Source organism: Pseudarthrobacter sp. MDT1-40-2 (genome assembly GCF_059383595.1).
Genome location: NZ_JBWZCL010000004.1, coordinates 1 through 16,037 on the forward strand (window position 1 = coordinate 1; position 16,037 = coordinate 16,037).

A 16,037-nucleotide genomic window follows, 5' to 3' on the forward strand; every position below is an offset into this window, starting at 1 on the left:
CCCCCCCCTACCCCCCCCCCCCCCCCACCAAACCCAAACGCCTCCCCCCCCGCCACCCCCCCCCCCCCCACCGCCGTCGTGCGTTTAGTTCAGGTGTTGCCGGAGCACTAGCTCTGCGCGGATACCTTCTCGCGCTCGGCCGGCTTGTAGGACTCCCAGAAGGTGGCCCCGACGATGCCCAGCGGCTTCGGGTCAAACACCGGGTCCAGGCCCAGCTTCTGCTGCCGTTCGAAGTCCTTGAGCGCCTTAAACGCCGGCTCCTGCAGGACCAGGATGCCGATGATGTTCAGCCAGGCCATGAGGCCCACGCCGATGTCGCCCATCACCCAGGCGTCGGCGGCGGTGTTCACGCAGCCGTAGGCGACGGCGATCAGGATCGCCACCTGCAGTGCCATGGTGGTCACGCGGCCAATGCTGACCTTCAGACCCGGGATCAGCTTCTTAGACGAGGTGCCCACCAGGAAGCGCAGGTTGGTTTCCGCCATGTAGTAGTAGGCGATGACCGTGGTCAGGCAGAAGAAGATCAGCGTGATCGCGATAAACGCGGCACCGAAACCGGGGAAGACCGAATCGAAGCCGGTCTGCACATACTGCGGGCCCACGACGGCAGTTGCCGAAAGCAGGCCGCCTTCTTTCAGGATCCCGCCGTCCTCGGTGCCTCCGGAGAAGACGCGGTAAGCGCCGGTAGAGAGGATCAGGAAACCGGTAGCCGAGCAGACGAACAGCGTATCGATGTAGACAGCGAAGGCCTGGACCAGGCCCTGCTTCGCCGGGTGCGAGACCTCGGCGGCGGCAGCGGCGTGCGGGCCCGTACCCTGGCCGGCCTCGTTGGAGTAGACGCCGCGCTTGACGCCCCACATCACGGCAAGGCCAATGATGGCGCCGAGGGCCGAGTCCATACCCAGGGCGCTGCGGAACACCAGCGCGAGCATCTCCGGCAGCTGGCCGGCGTTAACGAACACGACGATCAGGGCCAGGACGATGTAGGCAATGGCCATGAACGGCACGACGAACGCCGCGACGCTGGCGATGCGCTTCACGCCGCCGATGATCACGAACGCCATGAGGATGACGGAGCCCACGGCAACGATCCACGGTTCAATGGTCCAGGCGCCGCTGATTGCGGTGGCCATCGAGTTGGTCTGGACGCCCGGCATCAGGACGCCGCAGGCCAGCACGGTCACGGCGGCGAAGACGTAGCCGTACACCTTGAAGAATTTGGCGCCCTTGGTGTGGGCGAACGCGCGGGAGAAGTAGTACGCGGGGCCGCCGCGGTACTCGCCGGTCAGCGGATCGCGGGTCTTGTAGATCTGGCCCAGAGTGGATTCGATGAACGACGTCGACGCGCCCAGGAAGGCCACTGCCCACATCCAGAACAGTGCGCCCGGTCCGCCGAAGGCGACCGCGGTGGCGACGCCGGCGACGTTGCCGGTGCCCACGCGGCCGGACAGGGACATTGCCAGGGCCTGGAACGAGGAGACGCCGGCGGCGGACTTCTCACCCCCGATGATCTGCTGGATCATGCCCTTGACATGCCGCACCTGCAGGAAGCGCGAACGGACGGAGAAGTAGACGCCGGTAGCGAGGCAGAGATAAACGAGCCAGTCGCTCCAGATCACGCCATTGATGGCTGATAAAACATCGCTCATAAGTGTGGGGTCCCTCCATGAAGAGCGCGGGTGATGCGGTGGATGCCAGGTGCTGCGCGCAGTCGGTTGACTCGGTGGCGCGCACCACACCAAAACCTGTGAAGTCTCTCACGAAGTTTTGTGCGGGTCCATTTGGGCTGCTATCCGCCCCACAAGAATGTCAGCGCAGGTGTGAAATCACGAGGCGGCCACCCGCGCAATGTACTCCGCCAGCGGGGCCAGCGCCGGCTGGGACGAGGCGTCGCCCACTGCGTCGGCGCCCACGGCGTTGGCCACGGCGAGCGCCTCGGCGTAGGGGAGTCCGGAGCCAAGTGCCAGCACCAGGGCGGCGCAGAACGCGTCGCCCGCGCCGATGGTGTTCGCTACCGTCACCACGCCGGCCGGCGCCTCTGCCACCTTGGTACCGTGCTCAAACATCGCCGCGCCGTCCTTGCCGTAGGTAACGGCCACCAGCCTCGCTTTTGCCAGGGCCGGGATCAGAGCGTATTCGGTCTCGTTGACGATCACCAGGTCGCAGCGCTCCAGCAGTTCCGCCGGCAGGTCCAGAGCCGGTGCCGCGTTCAGTACAAAGAAACCCTCGGACCGCCGGGCCGCCTCCAGCACCACGGGCACGCCCACCTCAAGCTGGCACAGCACCGTCTCCTCCGGGCGGAACGTCATGCCGTCCACGGAGAGCCGCGAGTTGGCACCAGGGCACACCACAATCTGGTTTTCCCCTTCGGCGTCCACCACGATCAGCGCGGTACCAGTTGCGTCGTCGTCGAGCATTGCCACGGCGGAGGCGTCCACACCAGCGCCGGACAGAGCCTCGATCATCAGGCGGCCGGAGGCGTCAGCGCCCACGGCGCCGATCATCCCCACGCTGCCGCCCAGCCGTGCTGCGGCAACGGCCTGGTTGGCGCCCTTGCCGCCGGGCTGCTGGTGCAGGACGCCGCCGCCAATGGTTTCGCCGGCGGTGGGAAGCCGGTCCGTGGTGGCGATGATGTCCAGGTTGATGCTGCCGACGACGGTGACGGCAGGAAGTGCGGTGCTCATGGAAGTCCTAACGGGCCGGGGTCTGAGTAAGAAATAGTGTACGGCACGGTTGTACTTGTGTGTCATACATGGTTGTATAACAACTCACGTCCCAGATGCAGGATCCTGCCTGCCAAACAAAGGAGTTTGATGTGAACACCCATACCTCGGTTGCCGCACCGCCACCGGAGACCGAAAAAGAAACACCCAAATTCGCCGGCCGCCGCGCCGCGCTGCTGATTTCCACCCTGCTGCTGGGCGTCCTGTCCTTCCAGCTCAACGCCAGCATGGTCACCCCTGCGCTGCCGCAGATCGCCGCCTCCTTCGGCCTGGGCGCGGACAGCGCAGCCCCGGTCCAGTCCATGTTCTTCCTGGCCGGCGCCATCGCCGGGCCGGTCATCGGACGCTGGAGTGACTTCATCGGCCGACGCACCGCCCTCCTCGTGGTACTCGGCATCATGGGAGCCGGCACCGTCCTCTGCATCGTCGCCCCCGCCCTGCCGCTGCTGGTGGCCGGCCGGTTCCTGCAGGGCGTCTCCAGCGCCGTCTTCGCCCTGGCCTACATTGTGCTCAGCGAAAACCTGAACGCCCGAGTCTTCGGCACCTCCGTAGGCATCATCGCCGCCATCAACGGCGGAGTGGGCGGGGTGGACGGCTACGTGGGCGGACTGATGGCCGAGACACTGGGCTTCCGGTCCATCTTCGTCGTCGTCCTGGTCCTGACGGCCGTCGCCGCCGGCTGCATCCTCAAAATGGTCCCGGGCGGGCGGCCCCAGGGCGTCCGCGGCGCCATGGACTGGTGGGGCGCCGGATCCCTCTCCGTGTTCCTGGTCTTCATCACCTACTTCGTTTCCGACGGCTCGGCCGCCGGCTGGACCGCGCCCAGCACCCTGGCCCTGCTGGCCGGCTCCATCGCCTCCTTCACCGCCTTCTGGATGATCGAGAAAAAGCGCAGCCACCCGCTGATCGCCGTCCACCACCTGCGCTCCCGCCAGGTCTGGCCGGTCATCGCCACCACCGTGCTGACCCTCGCCGGCATCTTCGCCATCATCAACTTCACCGTGGTGCTGCTCAGCCAGGACACCCTCAACGGCTTCGGCCTCAGCGCCTCCGTCTCCGCCCTGCTGTTCCTTACGCCCGCCGCGCTGATCGGCGTCTTCGCCGCACCGCTGGCCGGCTGGCTCGCAGACCGCCGCGGCTGGATCAAAACCCTCCGGATCGGCACCGGCCTCAGCCTGGCCTGCGCCATCACCGCCGCCACGTTCTCCCACAACCAAGTAGGCGTACTGATCGCCATCGCCGCCCTGGGCATCTTCTACAACGGCTTCTTCCTCACCGCCATCAACGGGCTCTCCGTCCTGCTCTCACCCAAGGAAGCCCCGGCCGCGCTGCCGGGCATCAACGGTGCCTCCTTCGGCATCGGGGCGAGCCTCGGCGTCGTGGTCGTTGCGCCGTTCGCCGCCCAGGCAACGTCCGCCGGCTACGCCACCGCCCTCTGGATCTCGGTGGGCATCACCGCCGCCGCCTTTATTGTCAGTCTCTTCGTGGCCGCGCCCAAGGGCGAAACGGTCTGACCTCCACACCCCGCACCAACCGAAACGAGAAACACAGCATGACCACCCCTCCCAGCAGCCCGATCTACCTCGACTGCGACACCGGGATCGACGACGCCCTGGCCCTGGCCTACCTGCTCGCCTCCCCGCAGGCGGACCTCCTCGGGATTGGCACCGTCAGCGGCAACGTCAGTGCCGCCGTCGGCGCCCGCAACACCCTGGACCTGCTCCAGCTCGCCGGCCGCGCGCACATCCCCGTCGCCCTCGGCGCACACGACCCCCTGGTGGGCGGCTTCCGCGGCGGCGCCCCGCACGTCCACGGCGCCAACGGCATCGGCGAGGTATCTCTGGAGGCATCCACCGTCCGGCTCGCGCCCGAATCCGCGGCACAGATGCTGGTCCGGCTCGCCCACGAACACCCCGGCACGCTCCGGATCCTGGCCGTCGGCCCGCTGACCAACATTGCCGAGGCCCTCCGGCTGGATCCGCAGCTGCCGCGGCTGGTCCACAACGTCACCATCATGGGCGGCGCCGCTTACGCCCCCGGCAACATCACCGCGGTGGCCGAAGCCAACATCGCCAACGATCCCGAGGCCGCCGCCGAGGTCCTTGCGGCCGACTGGGACGTGACCCTGGTACCGCTGGATGTCACCATGGCATCCGTCCTGGAAGAGAGCCACCGGCAGCAGCTGCTCGCCGCGCCGGGGCCGGTGCCGCGGGCGCTGGGGGAGATGCTGGGCTACTACTTCCGCTTCTACGAAAGCCAGTTCGGCCGCGCCTGCTCCGCCATGCACGATCCCCTCGCCGCAGCCATTGCGATGGGCGGCGTGGTTGCCGCGCTCGCGCCGGTGGTGAGGGTCGACGTCGACACCACCCAGGGTCCCGGCCGCGGCCAGACCATCTGCGACCTCCGCGGACGCTACGTGGGCTACCCGGAGCAGGCAGGCGCGCGTTGCCGGGTGGTGCTGGAGTTGGACAGCGATTTCGCGCCGCACCTGGTGGAGACCCTGCTGGCCTATTCGGTGGTTGAGCCTGCCGAAACCACGACGGCGGCACTCGCCTCAGCGGATTCGGTCGCCTAGGCCCGGATGCCGTCTAGTTCAAGCAAGGTAAATCCGCCGTCATCCTCCACGTCCTGCTGGCGGTGAGGTAGAGGACGGCGCCGGCTCACCCTGCCTGTCCGCCCTCGAGTAACTCCACAGAGAGCAGGTCACCCGTAGCAGTGCCTGGGAGGGCGTGGACGGCAAACACGAGTTCCCCGGAGGCTGCAGTCTTTGCCTCCGCGGGGACGGCGTACTCGGAAACCTCTGCGCCACGCTCGACGCCAGAGAGCAAAGCCTCGGTAAGCGGCACACCGTTGAGGCTGATTCGCTGCCCGCCTCCCGTGTCAGGCCGCATCCGTACCCGTACGGAGGCGGCCCGGCCGTCGGAGTCCTTCAGCAGGTAGGAGAACCAGCCCGTCGCGTTGCGCCAGTGCACCCCGTCCTGGCCGCCGGCTCGGGTGGCTTCGCCGGCAAAGAAGTGGTCGGACTCCGGCTGCTGCTCGCCCGCGGTCACGGCGTCGATGACGCCGCCCCCCTTGTCCGCTGCCGCATCAGTTGCGGCAAGCTCGGCAAGCCGCATCTCGGAGGAGCCGGTGGGCCAATACACGGTGTAGCGTTCGTCGTGGATCCCGACGAACGGCTCCAGCGTGAGCCGGACGGTTGTCCCGTGCCGGACGGCGGTCAGTTCTGCGGTGATGGCCTCCCGATCGGACAGTTCGACGGCGGCTGCGGGGTCTGCGGCAACCACCACGGCGGTGCCGGCCAGGGGTTCCTGTAATCCGGAGGCAACATGGCCCATTCGTTCGTCTTGCGCCTCGAAAGCATCCACACCGGCAGTCCCCTCCCTGGCGGCGAGAACTACGGGACCGTAGAGGAAGGAAACCCAGGGAGAACCATCGGGCAGGGCTTCGGCGCGAATCTCAGCCTGCAGCCGGACGGTGACTGTAGTGGTTCCCTCCCACATACGACAGATGCTGCCAGTGTTCCCGTGCACCGCCTGCACCTCCTGTGACCCTCCGCTGGCCGGCTGTACACCCAGCATCATTGCCGTGGCCCATTCCGGACGGCGGAGCTGCAGGGTGAACTCTGTGGGGCTGTCTGCTGAGACCGTCAGCCGGACGGTATCCGAATACGGGAAATCCGTCTCCATCCGGACCGTCACTCCGCGTTCGGCCCAGTTAAGCTCCGAGGCGATGTAGAGGTTCACTGCCAAGTTCCCGCCTTGGCGGCTGTAGATCAGCTCGCCGTAGCGGGCATGGTTCTCCAGTCCGGAACCCACGCAGCACCACATGGATTCGTGGACAGTGGAGTACACGCGGTAGTGGGACGGACGCATCGGCGTGAAGTACACAAACCCGCCACGCTCGGGGTGCTGGGAGGAGAGGATGTGGTTGAAGGTAGCGCGCTCGTAGAACTCCAGCGCTCCCGGGTCGGCGGTCCGCTCGAAGCGCAGCTTGGCCAGTTTCAGCATGTTGTAGGTGTTGCAGGTCTCCGGGCCCTGGACGTCCAGGACCATGGGCGTGAAATCGCGCGACGGGTGAAAATGCTCCCGTACGCTGTTGCCACCGATCGACACGGTCCGCTCACGGGTAACCGTCTGCCAGAAGAAGTCGGACGCCATGAGGTACTCCGGATCGCCCGTGGCCTGCGCGTACCGTTCGTACCCCACCACCTTGGGTATCTGCGTGTTGGCATGGAGCCCGTCCAGCCGGTCCTGTCCTGCGGCAAGGGGTTTCAGGATGGCCCGATGCGCGAAGCGCTGAGCCTCCCGCAAATACTCATCCCGCCCGGTCAGCTGGGCAAGGGATGTCAGGGTGTCATTCATGCCACCAAACTCAGTAATCAGGACTTCCTCGAACACGTCATCAGCCAGGCCGACGGAAACCGTCAGCCACCAGTCTGCAAGCCGGACCAGCATTTGCAAGGCGGATCCCAACCCCGCATACGTGTAGGCATCCAGAAGCCCGGCAAAGGTCTTGTGCAGGTTGTACAGCGGGACCCAGCGCCCATTCAGCGTGAACAGGTCCGCATCAACCTGCCCTGCACGGAGTTCTTCCCCGAGCTGCCGGCCGCCGGGAACTCCGCCCAGGTACCCGGTACCGGCCGCGTTCTGGCACTCTTCGAAAAGGCTCAGCACGTACTGTAGCCGTTCGAGCAACCGGGCATCGTCCGTCGCCGCGAACAACTGCGCGCACGCGGAGAGGTAGTGCCCGCCGATGTGTCCCCCCATGCCGTCGGATTCCCACCCGCCGTAGCCGGCCACCGTCGTCGTGAGTCCTGCTTCCCTGCGATACGGCGCGCAGAGGCGGTCAGCGTCAAGTGCCAGGACATAGCGGACGTCCGTGTCCTGCGCCCTTTTGAAATCGCTGGGCAGCAGCCGGACGCGGTCCAGGGGAAAGGACGACGGCGGCGCGGTGGTCTCCGCGAAGGCGGTGGTGTGGTGCATGGGAGGTGCGGCTTTCTCGGTTTGGGGCTCAAAGCGTGGGGGCGCGGGAGGAAGGGACGGCGTGGGTTTAGCCCTTGACAGCCCCTGCGACGAGGCCCCGGACATAGTAGCGCTGGACAGCTGCGTAAAGGAGAAGGCAGGGGAGCATGAGCAGCACCGCGCCCGCGATCACGTAGCCGTAATTCACCGTGCCGAACGCGCCGGAGGCGACGTTCTGGACGGCGACGGGCAGGGTGAACAGCTCCTGCTTGGTCAGGAAGGTCAGCGCTCCCAGGAAGTCTCCCCATGCGCCGAGGAACGCGAAGAGGAAGACAGTAACCGCCCCGGGGACAATCATGGGCCGCAGCACCGAGAACAGAATGCGGAGGGGGCCCGCGCCGTCGATTCGGGCCGCTTCCACCACCTCTGTGGGAATCTGGGCAAACGAGTTCCGCATGAGAAAGACGCCGAAGGGGAGGTTGAAGGTGAGGTGGAAGACGATGATGCCGGCCAGCGAGTCGGTCAGGCCCAAGGCGTTCATCTCCAGGAAAAGCGGGGTCAGGATGGCCTGGAAGGGGACCATCATGGTCAGCAGGATGAGCGCAAATGCCAGGTTGGATCCCCGGAACGGGAAGTTGACCAGGGCGTAGGCGGCAAGGGTGGTGATGACCATGCTCAGCACCGCCGATCCCAGCGCAATGATCAGGCTGTTCCAGATGTAGGAGCCTGCGCCGATGTTGTTGATGAGGCCTTCGTAGTTGTCGAAGGACAGGTCCGTGAAGGTCTGCCCGGTTGCCGGTCCTGCGATCTGGTCTCCGGGCTGGAGGGACCGGAGGATGGACCATAGGACCGGGGCCACGAAGACAAGGGACACCACAGTGCCAATCACCGCGTACAGTGCCGTCCTGAACCTTGCCCACGCCGGTGCCTTCTTGGTGGACGGGGTGTTGGTGGGAGTGTGGGGCCGCCGGGTGGTGACCGGCGGCGCCTGGATGGAAGTTGTCACGATATCTCCTTTGATCGGACGCGGACTACAGGGTTTCGTCAGTCGTCGCGCATGACGCGGAACTGCACCAGGGTGAGACCTGCTGCGATGACGACGACGACGAAGGACAGGGCGGTTGCGTAGCCCACCTGCAGGTCGCCGAAGGCCTTGTTGTAGACGTAGAGCATGGTGGTGAGGGTTCCTGTGCCGGGGCCTCCGCCCGTGATGATGAAGAACTGGGTGAAGGCGAGGATGGCGCCGATGAAGCCCATGATCGTTAGCAGCCCCAAGTACCGCTTGACCAGCGGAACAGTGACCAGGAATTCCTGCTTCCACCGGCCGGCGCCGTCGATCTGGGCGGATTCGTAGAGTTCCTCCGGGATGCCCTGCATGCCGGACATCAGGATGATCATGGTGAAGCCGGAGCCCACGTAGGCGCCCAGGAGGATAATCAGCACCGTGGCGCTCGTTCCGTCGAGGAGCCAGGCCGTGGGCGTGGCGGTGATGCCGAGCTTCAGGAGCAGCTGGTCCAGCGCGCCGCTGTCCGGCCGGAACTCCAAGAGAGCCACAAAGCTCAGTGACGTGATGCCGATGACGTAGGGCAGGAACACTGCTGTGCGGATGAGCCCGGCACCGCGGCGGTTGGACCGGACGAGCATGGCCAGCAGGTAGCCCACCGTGATCCCCAGGGCCGTGGAGGTTACGGCAAAACCCAATGTGTAGAGGATGGATCCCCAAAACACGGTATCGGCGAAGGCAGTGACGTAGTTGTCGATCCCGCTAAATCTAACCTCACCGACGAGGGGCCAGCTGGTCAGGGAGATGACCACGGCAAAAATCAATGGAACGATGACAAAAACAGCTACCAGCAGCACGGCCGGGGCGAGCATGAACATCCCGGTGTAGGAATCGCGGCGCGATGCCCGCCTAGGTGCCTGCCCTGTTCGGGGTTGGGCCTGTTGGGCGGTTGTGGTGTTCATACCTGGTTCACCTTCAATACTCGGGCAGTCTCTTCGTGTGCCCGCTGAAGAACGTCGTCGAGGGCGTTTTGGGTGAAGACTGCGTCGCGGAACATCGCAAGCCAAGGGGACTGCACGGTGTTGGTGAGCTGTGTGTAGAGCGTGGTTGGAGCGGCGAAGCCTTCGTTCATGCGCTCCATGCCTGGAACCATGAGCGGGAACTTCTCGCTGAAGCCTGTCTGGAGGATGTCGCTGCGGACCGGGTACCAACCCAGTGCCGCCAGTTCGGACTGCTGTTCCAGCTCGCCGACGAAGCGGATGAAATCCCAGGCGGCACCGGGATTCACCGCACCCCGGGGGATGGACAGCACCGCTCCGCCGGAAAACTGGGAAAAGTTTCCGTCGGGGCCCGGGAAGGCGCTGACGCCGAGCTTGCCCAGAAATTCGGGCGTAGCACCGCCGACCACCAGGTCGTAGGATCCCGGAAAGAGGCCCACAGTTCCGTTGAGGAAGTCCTGACCCCAGGCCTCACCGCCGTCAGCCTCCGCTCCCGGCTGGGCCAACCCTTCGGTGTAGAAGCCGCGGTAAAGCTCCAGCGTCCTGCGGAGCGGCTCATTGCCCCATACCGCCGCCTGCTGGTTTCCCAGCGGCCCGTCGTAGAACGGGCTCTGGTCCGCCCAGAAATGCGGTTGGATCACGTAGCCCAGGATGCCGGCGGAGTTGCCGGTAAAGGTCACTCCGGAAACCCCGTTGATGGACTGCACCGCCTGGGCATGCTCCAGGTATTCGGTGTAGTTGCTTGGGCCCTTGTCCGGGTTCAGCCCGGCTTTCCCGTAGAGCTCTTTGTTCCAGAATAGCTGCGAGACGTTAGACAGAGCCGGGAGCCCATAGATCTTTCCGTCGAAGGAGGCCACGTCCAGGAGCGGCTTGTTAAGGTACTGCGCGTAGGGAAGCTCGTTGATCAGCGGGGTGAGGTCCGTGAAGGCGTTCCGTGTGGTGAAAACGGGGGTAGTGACGGAGTCCGGGGCTACGACGTCCGGCACCGAGCCGCCCCGGATGGCTGTGGCCAGCTTTGTTGTCATCTGGCCCTCGGGCAGGACCGTGAGCTCGATCCTTACCCCCTGCTGGGCGCGGTGGTACTTGTCCACGATGAGCTGCGCTGGTTTGAAGGCCGTGGCCCGGCACCAGAAGCGGATGGTGCCGGACGGGTTTTTCCCGAAGTTCGCTGCAGCCACGTTCGTTTCCGGCAGGACAGCCGAGCATCCGGATAGGCCGAATGCCGCTGCCAGGGCTGCGGTTCCGAGCGTCAGAACGGAGCGGCGGCTGAAGTCCGGGCTGCCGCCGTTGCGGGTTTCCAGGGCACGGCGAAGTCCGGCCGGTGGGGAGTGCATCATTGGTCCCTCGTTGTGGTTGACGTTCGTGGAGCTGAATGGGTTCTTAGGTGGAATCGCGCACAATGAGCTGACAGGGCTGTGCTTCGACCCCGGGCCTGCTGTTGCCGCCAATGGCATCAATGACGCGTGCTCCTGCCACGCGGCCCAGTTCTTCAAGGTTCATGTCGATAGTCGTCAGGGCCGGCCTGCAGTTCACCGCCGCCGCTGCCCAATTGTCGAAGCCAATGATGGCGACGTCGTGGGGCACCACAATGCTTGCCTCGCGGAGTCCATCAGCTACACCGCGGGCGATTTCGTCACTGCCGCAGAGCACGATATCGACGGGTTCCACCCGCTGGCGCAGCATCTGGGCGGCCTGCCTACCCCAGGCCTCGGACCAGTTTCCGTAGAGTGGACGATCGCCCACCAGCGTAAGCCCGAACGCCGCGGCATGCTCCTGTACCGCTTGAGCGCGGATGCGCGCCGAGTAGTCCTGGCGCGGTCCTGCGACATATGCGATGTTCTGGTGGCCCAGATTGGATGCATGTTCCAGCGCCAGGAGCATGCCCTGCACTTGGTCCACCACCACGGACATGTCTTGAGGGTCGGAAGAATGTCCCATGACATAGACGATCGGGACCGATGTTGGGGGCAGGGGAGCGCGCGGGCCAGTGAGGTTGGTCATTACCACGATTGCATCTACGTTGCGGGAGGCCAGCGTCTCCACGCCGTGGCGCTCGCGGACCAGGTCTCCCCGGGAGTTGCTGATGAGCACGGACGCCTGGTCCGGGCCGAACGAGTCCTCAAGCCCGTACATGACGGGAATGCTGAAGCGTCCGATGTCGTCAGAGGTCACCAGCCCAATGGTGAGGACGTCGTTGCCGCTGCTTTCAGGAATTTGGGCCTCGAAACCGAGTTCCCGGGCGGCAGCCAGGACGCGGTCCCGAGTGTCTTCACGTAGCTGGCCCCGCTTATTGAGAGCCTTGGACACCGTGCCAATGGAGACACCGGAGGCACTGGCGACGTCAGCCATGGTGACCCTGCGGGACGTGAAGCTCACGGATCCTCCTGAATGCGAATGAGATGTACAACACATTCATCCTAGGTTGCGGAAAGTTTTCCTGTCAATAGGAAACATTTCCGTCGCACGCTAGGCCGGCTTCGCGAGCCCAGGCTGAGGCATGGTGGGATCACCGGCCTAACGCTCTTGCTGCAGGACTAAAGCTGCAGGGACGAATTTTCCGCGGCCTCAGGATTGAAGCGACTGCATTACGGAGAGGTGCCCGGCCCGCGCCGCGATCAGGCACTTGGCCAGGTAGAAGGGCCGGTTGCCCTGGCGGACGTACTGGGTGAGCACCAGCACCGGATCTGAGGGCCGCAGGTCCAGCAGCTTGGCGCGGCTGGGTCCCACCTGGCTCAGGCTGATCTGGCACTCGCCCGGGCCCGGAACCCGGCCCATCGCTGTGCTGAGCGTGGCCAGCAAGGTGGCTCCGCCGTCGTCCTTCAGGTCCAGGGGCGCGGCGGGGCCGGTGCCCAGGCTCACCGGCTGGGCGGAGACGTGCTCCTGCAGGTGGGCGATGGCCTCACCGTCCCGGATGAGCACGGACTCCCAGAGCCAACAACCGATGCCCGGTTCCACCCCGACTCCCGGGGCGACGAACTCAGACGCAGGCTGCAATTCCTTTTGGATCCGCTTGATCTCCAGGTGCTGCCCGGGGCCGCCAAGGACATCCTCGAAAGGCCGGATCCGTTCGATGCCGATGCGGGGGAGGGTGTCCGAGACAAACCGGCCTACCCCGCGCCGCGCCCGGATCAGGCCGTCCTCCTCCAGCAGCATCAGTGCCTCGCGGACCACCGTACGGCTGACCTTCATGTCCGCGCCGAGCTCGGTTTCCGTGGGGATCATGGAACCGGGCGTCAGGAGGTTGTTCCGGATGGCCTCGGCAATCCTCGAATACACCGCCACGCGCAGGGGTGAGCCGGGCTGGGCGGCCACCGGCCGGGACAGGAAGCTCGCGGCGTCCTCGTGCACGTTATGCCTCGCTTTGCTGCTGGTCTCAGGAATTCCCAGCCTACCGGTGTGACGCGTTTGTTGGACAACAACGCCGGCAGTGCCTGCACCCTGTTTTATCCCGGGGACTCACAAATGCCTGTGGCAGGATGGGCGCGTGCTATTCACCTCCTTTGCCGCCTACGCCCGCCTGGTACTGGACCCCGCCCACGTCCGGCACAGCGTCGAAGCGGAGCTGGAGAATGCGGAGTACCAGGCCGGAATTGCCACTATCGGCGGGCAGCGTTGGCGGATCCGAACGGCAAAAGTCACACCAACCAAGCCGGGAGCATTCGTTTCGGTCTGGCGGCGCGCGCAGGACGGCTCGACGGAACCATTCCCGTTCAATGAACCGGTGGACGGATTGCTGGTGTTTGTTGAGCACGAGGGCAGGTCCGGGGTGTTCCGGTTTCCGCGCGAGATGCTCGCCGGCCTCGGTGTCTCCAGCTCCGCCGCCGGCGGGGGCAAGCGCGGTTTCCGGGTCTACCCTGCGTGGTGCGGCGGGTTGAACCCTCAGGCGGCACGCACGCAAAAGGCGCAGGCGCACGGGTTCGCTGAACTGTCCGTCTAGGCGAACGCCTCCAGCCGCCCATCCGTGCCGCTTCACCCGCCGCCGGGCATTGATCAGCCAACGGGCAGCCATCGAATCAGAGAGAAAAATTCATGACAAAAGCAGGTGGCGGCAAACGCTCCGAAGAGCATCTGCCGCCACCTGCCGGGGCTTTTCCTGCGCGGGACCTGCCGCGGCGGAGGGTTACGGGTGAAGGCTGCTGCGGCCCCGGGTGAGGATCATGGCCAGGGCGATCATGCCGACGCCGAGCGCCAGGTGCAGGATGTTGTCGAAGCTGTTCAGGGGCACGAAGTTTCCGGCCGAATCCTGCGGGACCACCAGGCCGTAGACGAACAGGACCAGGTAGATGATGCCGCCGTAGAGCAGGAAGGACCTGGCACCGCCTGTGCTGCGGGCCAGCACCAGGCCGGCGACGCCGAAGAGCAGGTGGACGATGTTGTGCAGGACCGATACCTGGAACAGGCCCAGCAGCAGGGCCTCCGAGTGGGCGCCGGCGAAGTGCAGCTGATCGTGGTTGGCAGTGATGCCGGGGATGAAGCCCAGTACGCCGACCAGCAGGAACACGGCGCCGACGGCCATGGATGCCTTCTGGACGTTGGTGCGGCCGGTGGTGGTTCGGGAATGTGTGTGAGTAGCCATGGTGATCTCCTGGATGCGGTAGCTGTTTATGGAGCAGAGGCTTGTGTTCGCCAGCCGTTCCAAAGGGGTTACGCCATTCATTCGATGCACTCCGTAGAACGGATGGGTCATCGAGAAGAACTTTCTACAGTGGGGTTCCAAGGTGTAGCCGGAACAGCACAAAGCCCGGGTACCTGAGCCTCGTTGGAAGGCTCTGGTACCCGGGCTTCGAAACCCGCTACAGGTTCAGGCGTGCGCCGTCAGGCGTACGGCAGGCTAGGCGCCCAGCGGGGCTGCGGCAACCGTCGGCATGGTGGGTGATGGAGATCCGCCGTCAGGTTCCACCGTGATTCCCAGTGCGGCGGCGGAGCCGATTCCAGTGACTACGGCCGGGGTGGACAACGCCTCGGCTTCCATCAGACCCTGGGACACCGGCGCGGAGCCGTCTTCGGGGATCAACCACATCTGGTAAACCTTGCCCTCGGGCGGCGGCGGGACATCCTTCATCCGCAACACCACGGCGTCCCTGGATTCGGAGATCGCCACCGTCGCGGTACCGCCGCCGGATACGGCCACCGTCGCTTCGCGGACATCCTGCGCCTGCAGGACCTGGTTCACCGGATCGTTTTGGGTGACCACATAGGAGCCAATACCCAGCCCGCCCAAGGTCAGCACGCCGGCAGCAACAGCGCCGATCAGCCACTTTCGGGCGGCGGACGGGTTGCGTCGTTCTTCCCGGCGGTGCCGGGCCGCCTGCAGGTCATCTATTGGCTGATGTCCGGCGGCCGACGGCGGAGCATAAGCAGGTGCGGTGGCAGCTCCGTCGGCAGGTGTCACCGCAGCCGGCCTCCCTGAGGCGGCATCCGGTAGTTGTGCCAGGGCTCGTTCCAGCAGTCCGGCGGGCGGCTCTTCCTCCACGGCAAAAGCCCGCGCCAGCGTTTCCCGTGCCTGGCGGACCCGCTCGTTGAACTCTTCGCGCTCAGCCTGCGGGGCGGCCAAGATGTAGGTGTCAATCACATCGCGCTCGTCATGGTCAATGGCGTCCAGCGCATAAATCTCCGCCAGCTCTACCGCTCGGCCTGCCTCCAGGTCAGTGGCAATATCGGCGGCGAAACCGCGGAAGGCTGTACCGCCGTCGTTCGAGTCCATGCTGTTCATCTCAACTCACCTCCAAACAGGTCTTAAGCCGGATCAATCCATCCCGGATCCGGGATTTGATAGTTGGTATTGCGGAATTCAAGCGCTCGGCAACTTCCCGGTAGGTCAGGCCGCCGTAGTAGGCCAGCCGTACGGATTCCTGCTGCGTCTCCGTCAAGGTCCCCAGACAGCGCACCACGGCCTCGGCCTCGAGCCGGCTGCCCACCTCGTCGGAGACCGAATCGTGATCGATCTCCTGGCTGTTGGCTCCATACTTGGCCTCGCGGTCCGTGGAAGCCTGCGCGGAGCGGACCTTATCTACGGCGCGGCGGTGTGAAATGGTCATGAGCCAGGCCAGCGGAGTGCCCGCTGCCGCGTTGTAGCTAGCTGCCTTTTGCCACACCTGCAGGTAAACCTCCTGGGTGGCGTCCTCGCTAAGCTCCACGTCCACCAGGACGCGCCGCGCCATGCCAAAGACGCGGCGGGAAGTCAGCCGGTAAAACTCAGCAAAGGCTGCTGTGTCGCCGTCGGCCATCCGGGTCAGCAGCCCGCCCAGTTGCCTGTTCAGGTCCGGGGAGGCACCGGGCCCCGCGGGGACGGCGTCGGCCGAAGGCGCAGAGTTCGAAGCATTGGGAGTTTCCATCACTGTCCAGCATAGGA

The 16,037-nt window shown here is 65.5% G+C and carries 14 protein-coding genes; 3 read left to right on the forward strand and 11 right to left on the reverse strand.

Annotation, left to right across the window (positions count from 1 at the left end):
- Positions 1 to 107: 107 nt before the first annotated feature.
- Positions 108 to 1,649, reverse strand: a complete 1,542-nt coding sequence (locus AC50X5_RS12475) for an alanine/glycine:cation symporter family protein (RefSeq protein WP_494976411.1) — start codon at positions 1,647 to 1,649, stop codon at positions 108 to 110.
- Positions 1,650 to 1,826: 177 nt separating this feature from the next.
- Positions 1,827 to 2,684 (reverse strand): ribokinase, encoded by an 858-nt coding sequence (locus tag AC50X5_RS12480; RefSeq protein ID WP_494976412.1) that lies wholly within the window; start codon positions 2,682 to 2,684, stop codon positions 1,827 to 1,829.
- Positions 2,685 to 2,815: 131 nt separating this feature from the next.
- Between AC50X5_RS12480 and AC50X5_RS12485 the strand changes: the two genes are divergently transcribed.
- Entirely contained in the window at positions 2,816 to 4,237 is a 1,422-nt protein-coding gene (locus tag AC50X5_RS12485) for an MFS transporter (protein WP_494976413.1), read from the forward strand.
- 38 nt (positions 4,238 to 4,275) lie between these two features.
- Positions 4,276 to 5,298, forward strand: coding sequence for a nucleoside hydrolase (locus tag AC50X5_RS12490; protein WP_494976414.1), 1,023 nt, complete (start codon positions 4,276 to 4,278; stop codon positions 5,296 to 5,298).
- Positions 5,299 to 5,383: 85 nt separating this feature from the next.
- Here the strand turns inward: AC50X5_RS12490 and AC50X5_RS12495 are convergent, their stop codons facing one another.
- The 6 genes from AC50X5_RS12495 to AC50X5_RS12520 form a co-directional block, all read right to left on the reverse strand.
- Positions 5,384 to 7,705 carry a beta-L-arabinofuranosidase domain-containing protein gene (locus AC50X5_RS12495; RefSeq protein ID WP_494976415.1) on the reverse strand — a complete coding sequence of 774 codons (2,322 nt, stop codon included), beginning with the start codon at positions 7,703 to 7,705 and terminating at the stop codon, positions 5,384 to 5,386.
- 67 nt (positions 7,706 to 7,772) lie between these two features.
- Positions 7,773 to 8,690, reverse strand: a complete 918-nt coding sequence (locus AC50X5_RS12500; protein ID WP_494976416.1) for a carbohydrate ABC transporter permease — start codon at positions 8,688 to 8,690, stop codon at positions 7,773 to 7,775.
- Positions 8,691 to 8,728: 38 nt separating this feature from the next.
- Entirely contained in the window at positions 8,729 to 9,649 is a 921-nt protein-coding gene (locus AC50X5_RS12505) for a carbohydrate ABC transporter permease (protein ID WP_494976417.1), read from the reverse strand.
- Positions 9,646 to 11,022, reverse strand: a complete 1,377-nt coding sequence (locus tag AC50X5_RS12510; protein ID WP_494976418.1) for an ABC transporter substrate-binding protein — start codon at positions 11,020 to 11,022, stop codon at positions 9,646 to 9,648. Before AC50X5_RS12510 ends, AC50X5_RS12505 begins: the two co-directional genes overlap by 4 nt.
- A gap of 43 nt (positions 11,023 to 11,065) precedes the next feature.
- A complete protein-coding gene (locus AC50X5_RS12515; RefSeq protein WP_494976419.1) occupies positions 11,066 to 12,061 on the reverse strand; it encodes a LacI family DNA-binding transcriptional regulator in 996 nt (331 codons plus the stop codon).
- A gap of 189 nt (positions 12,062 to 12,250) precedes the next feature.
- A complete protein-coding gene (locus tag AC50X5_RS12520; protein ID WP_494976420.1) occupies positions 12,251 to 13,033 on the reverse strand; it encodes a GntR family transcriptional regulator in 783 nt (260 codons plus the stop codon).
- A 136-nt stretch (positions 13,034 to 13,169) separates the two neighbouring features.
- Here AC50X5_RS12520 and AC50X5_RS12525 point away from each other — a divergent pair, with 136 nt between their 5' ends.
- Positions 13,170 to 13,622: a MepB family protein gene (locus AC50X5_RS12525; protein WP_494976421.1), complete on the forward strand. Its 453-nt coding sequence runs from the start codon at positions 13,170 to 13,172 to the stop codon at positions 13,620 to 13,622.
- A gap of 183 nt (positions 13,623 to 13,805) precedes the next feature.
- Here AC50X5_RS12525 and AC50X5_RS12530 read toward each other — a convergent pair whose 3' ends face one another.
- From AC50X5_RS12530 to sigK, 3 genes are all read right to left on the reverse strand, one after another.
- Positions 13,806 to 14,261, reverse strand: coding sequence for a DUF4383 domain-containing protein (locus tag AC50X5_RS12530; protein ID WP_494976422.1), 456 nt, complete (start codon positions 14,259 to 14,261; stop codon positions 13,806 to 13,808).
- A 255-nt stretch (positions 14,262 to 14,516) separates the two neighbouring features.
- A complete protein-coding gene (locus AC50X5_RS12535; protein WP_494976423.1) occupies positions 14,517 to 15,398 on the reverse strand; it encodes an anti-sigma factor in 882 nt (293 codons plus the stop codon).
- Position 15,399: 1 nt separating this feature from the next.
- Positions 15,400 to 16,020, reverse strand: coding sequence for an ECF RNA polymerase sigma factor SigK (gene sigK / locus AC50X5_RS12540; protein ID WP_494976424.1), 621 nt, complete (start codon positions 16,018 to 16,020; stop codon positions 15,400 to 15,402).
- Between the last annotated feature and the right edge of the window lie 17 nt (positions 16,021 to 16,037).

Excerpts from the sequence above, each read along its gene's own strand:
- AC50X5_RS12480 (WP_494976412.1), bottom strand. The coding sequence starts at position 2,684 with ATGAGCACCGCACTTCCTGCCGTCACCGTCGTCGGCAGCATCAACCTG.
- AC50X5_RS12495 (WP_494976415.1), bottom strand. The coding sequence starts at position 7,705 with ATGCACCACACCACCGCCTTCGCGGAGACCACCGCGCCGCCGTCGTCC.
- sigK (WP_494976424.1), bottom strand. The coding sequence starts at position 16,020 with ATGGAAACTCCCAATGCTTCGAACTCTGCGCCTTCGGCCGACGCCGTC.
- AC50X5_RS12505 (WP_494976417.1), bottom strand. The coding sequence starts at position 9,649 with ATGAACACCACAACCGCCCAACAGGCCCAACCCCGAACAGGGCAGGCA.
- AC50X5_RS12530 (WP_494976422.1), bottom strand. The coding sequence starts at position 14,261 with ATGGCTACTCACACACATTCCCGAACCACCACCGGCCGCACCAACGTC.
- AC50X5_RS12535 (WP_494976423.1), bottom strand. The coding sequence starts at position 15,398 with ATGAACAGCATGGACTCGAACGACGGCGGTACAGCCTTCCGCGGTTTC.
- AC50X5_RS12510 (WP_494976418.1), bottom strand. The coding sequence starts at position 11,022 with ATGATGCACTCCCCACCGGCCGGACTTCGCCGTGCCCTGGAAACCCGC.
- AC50X5_RS12490 (WP_494976414.1), top strand. The coding sequence starts at position 4,276 with ATGACCACCCCTCCCAGCAGCCCGATCTACCTCGACTGCGACACCGGG.
- AC50X5_RS12475 (WP_494976411.1), bottom strand. The coding sequence starts at position 1,649 with ATGAGCGATGTTTTATCAGCCATCAATGGCGTGATCTGGAGCGACTGG.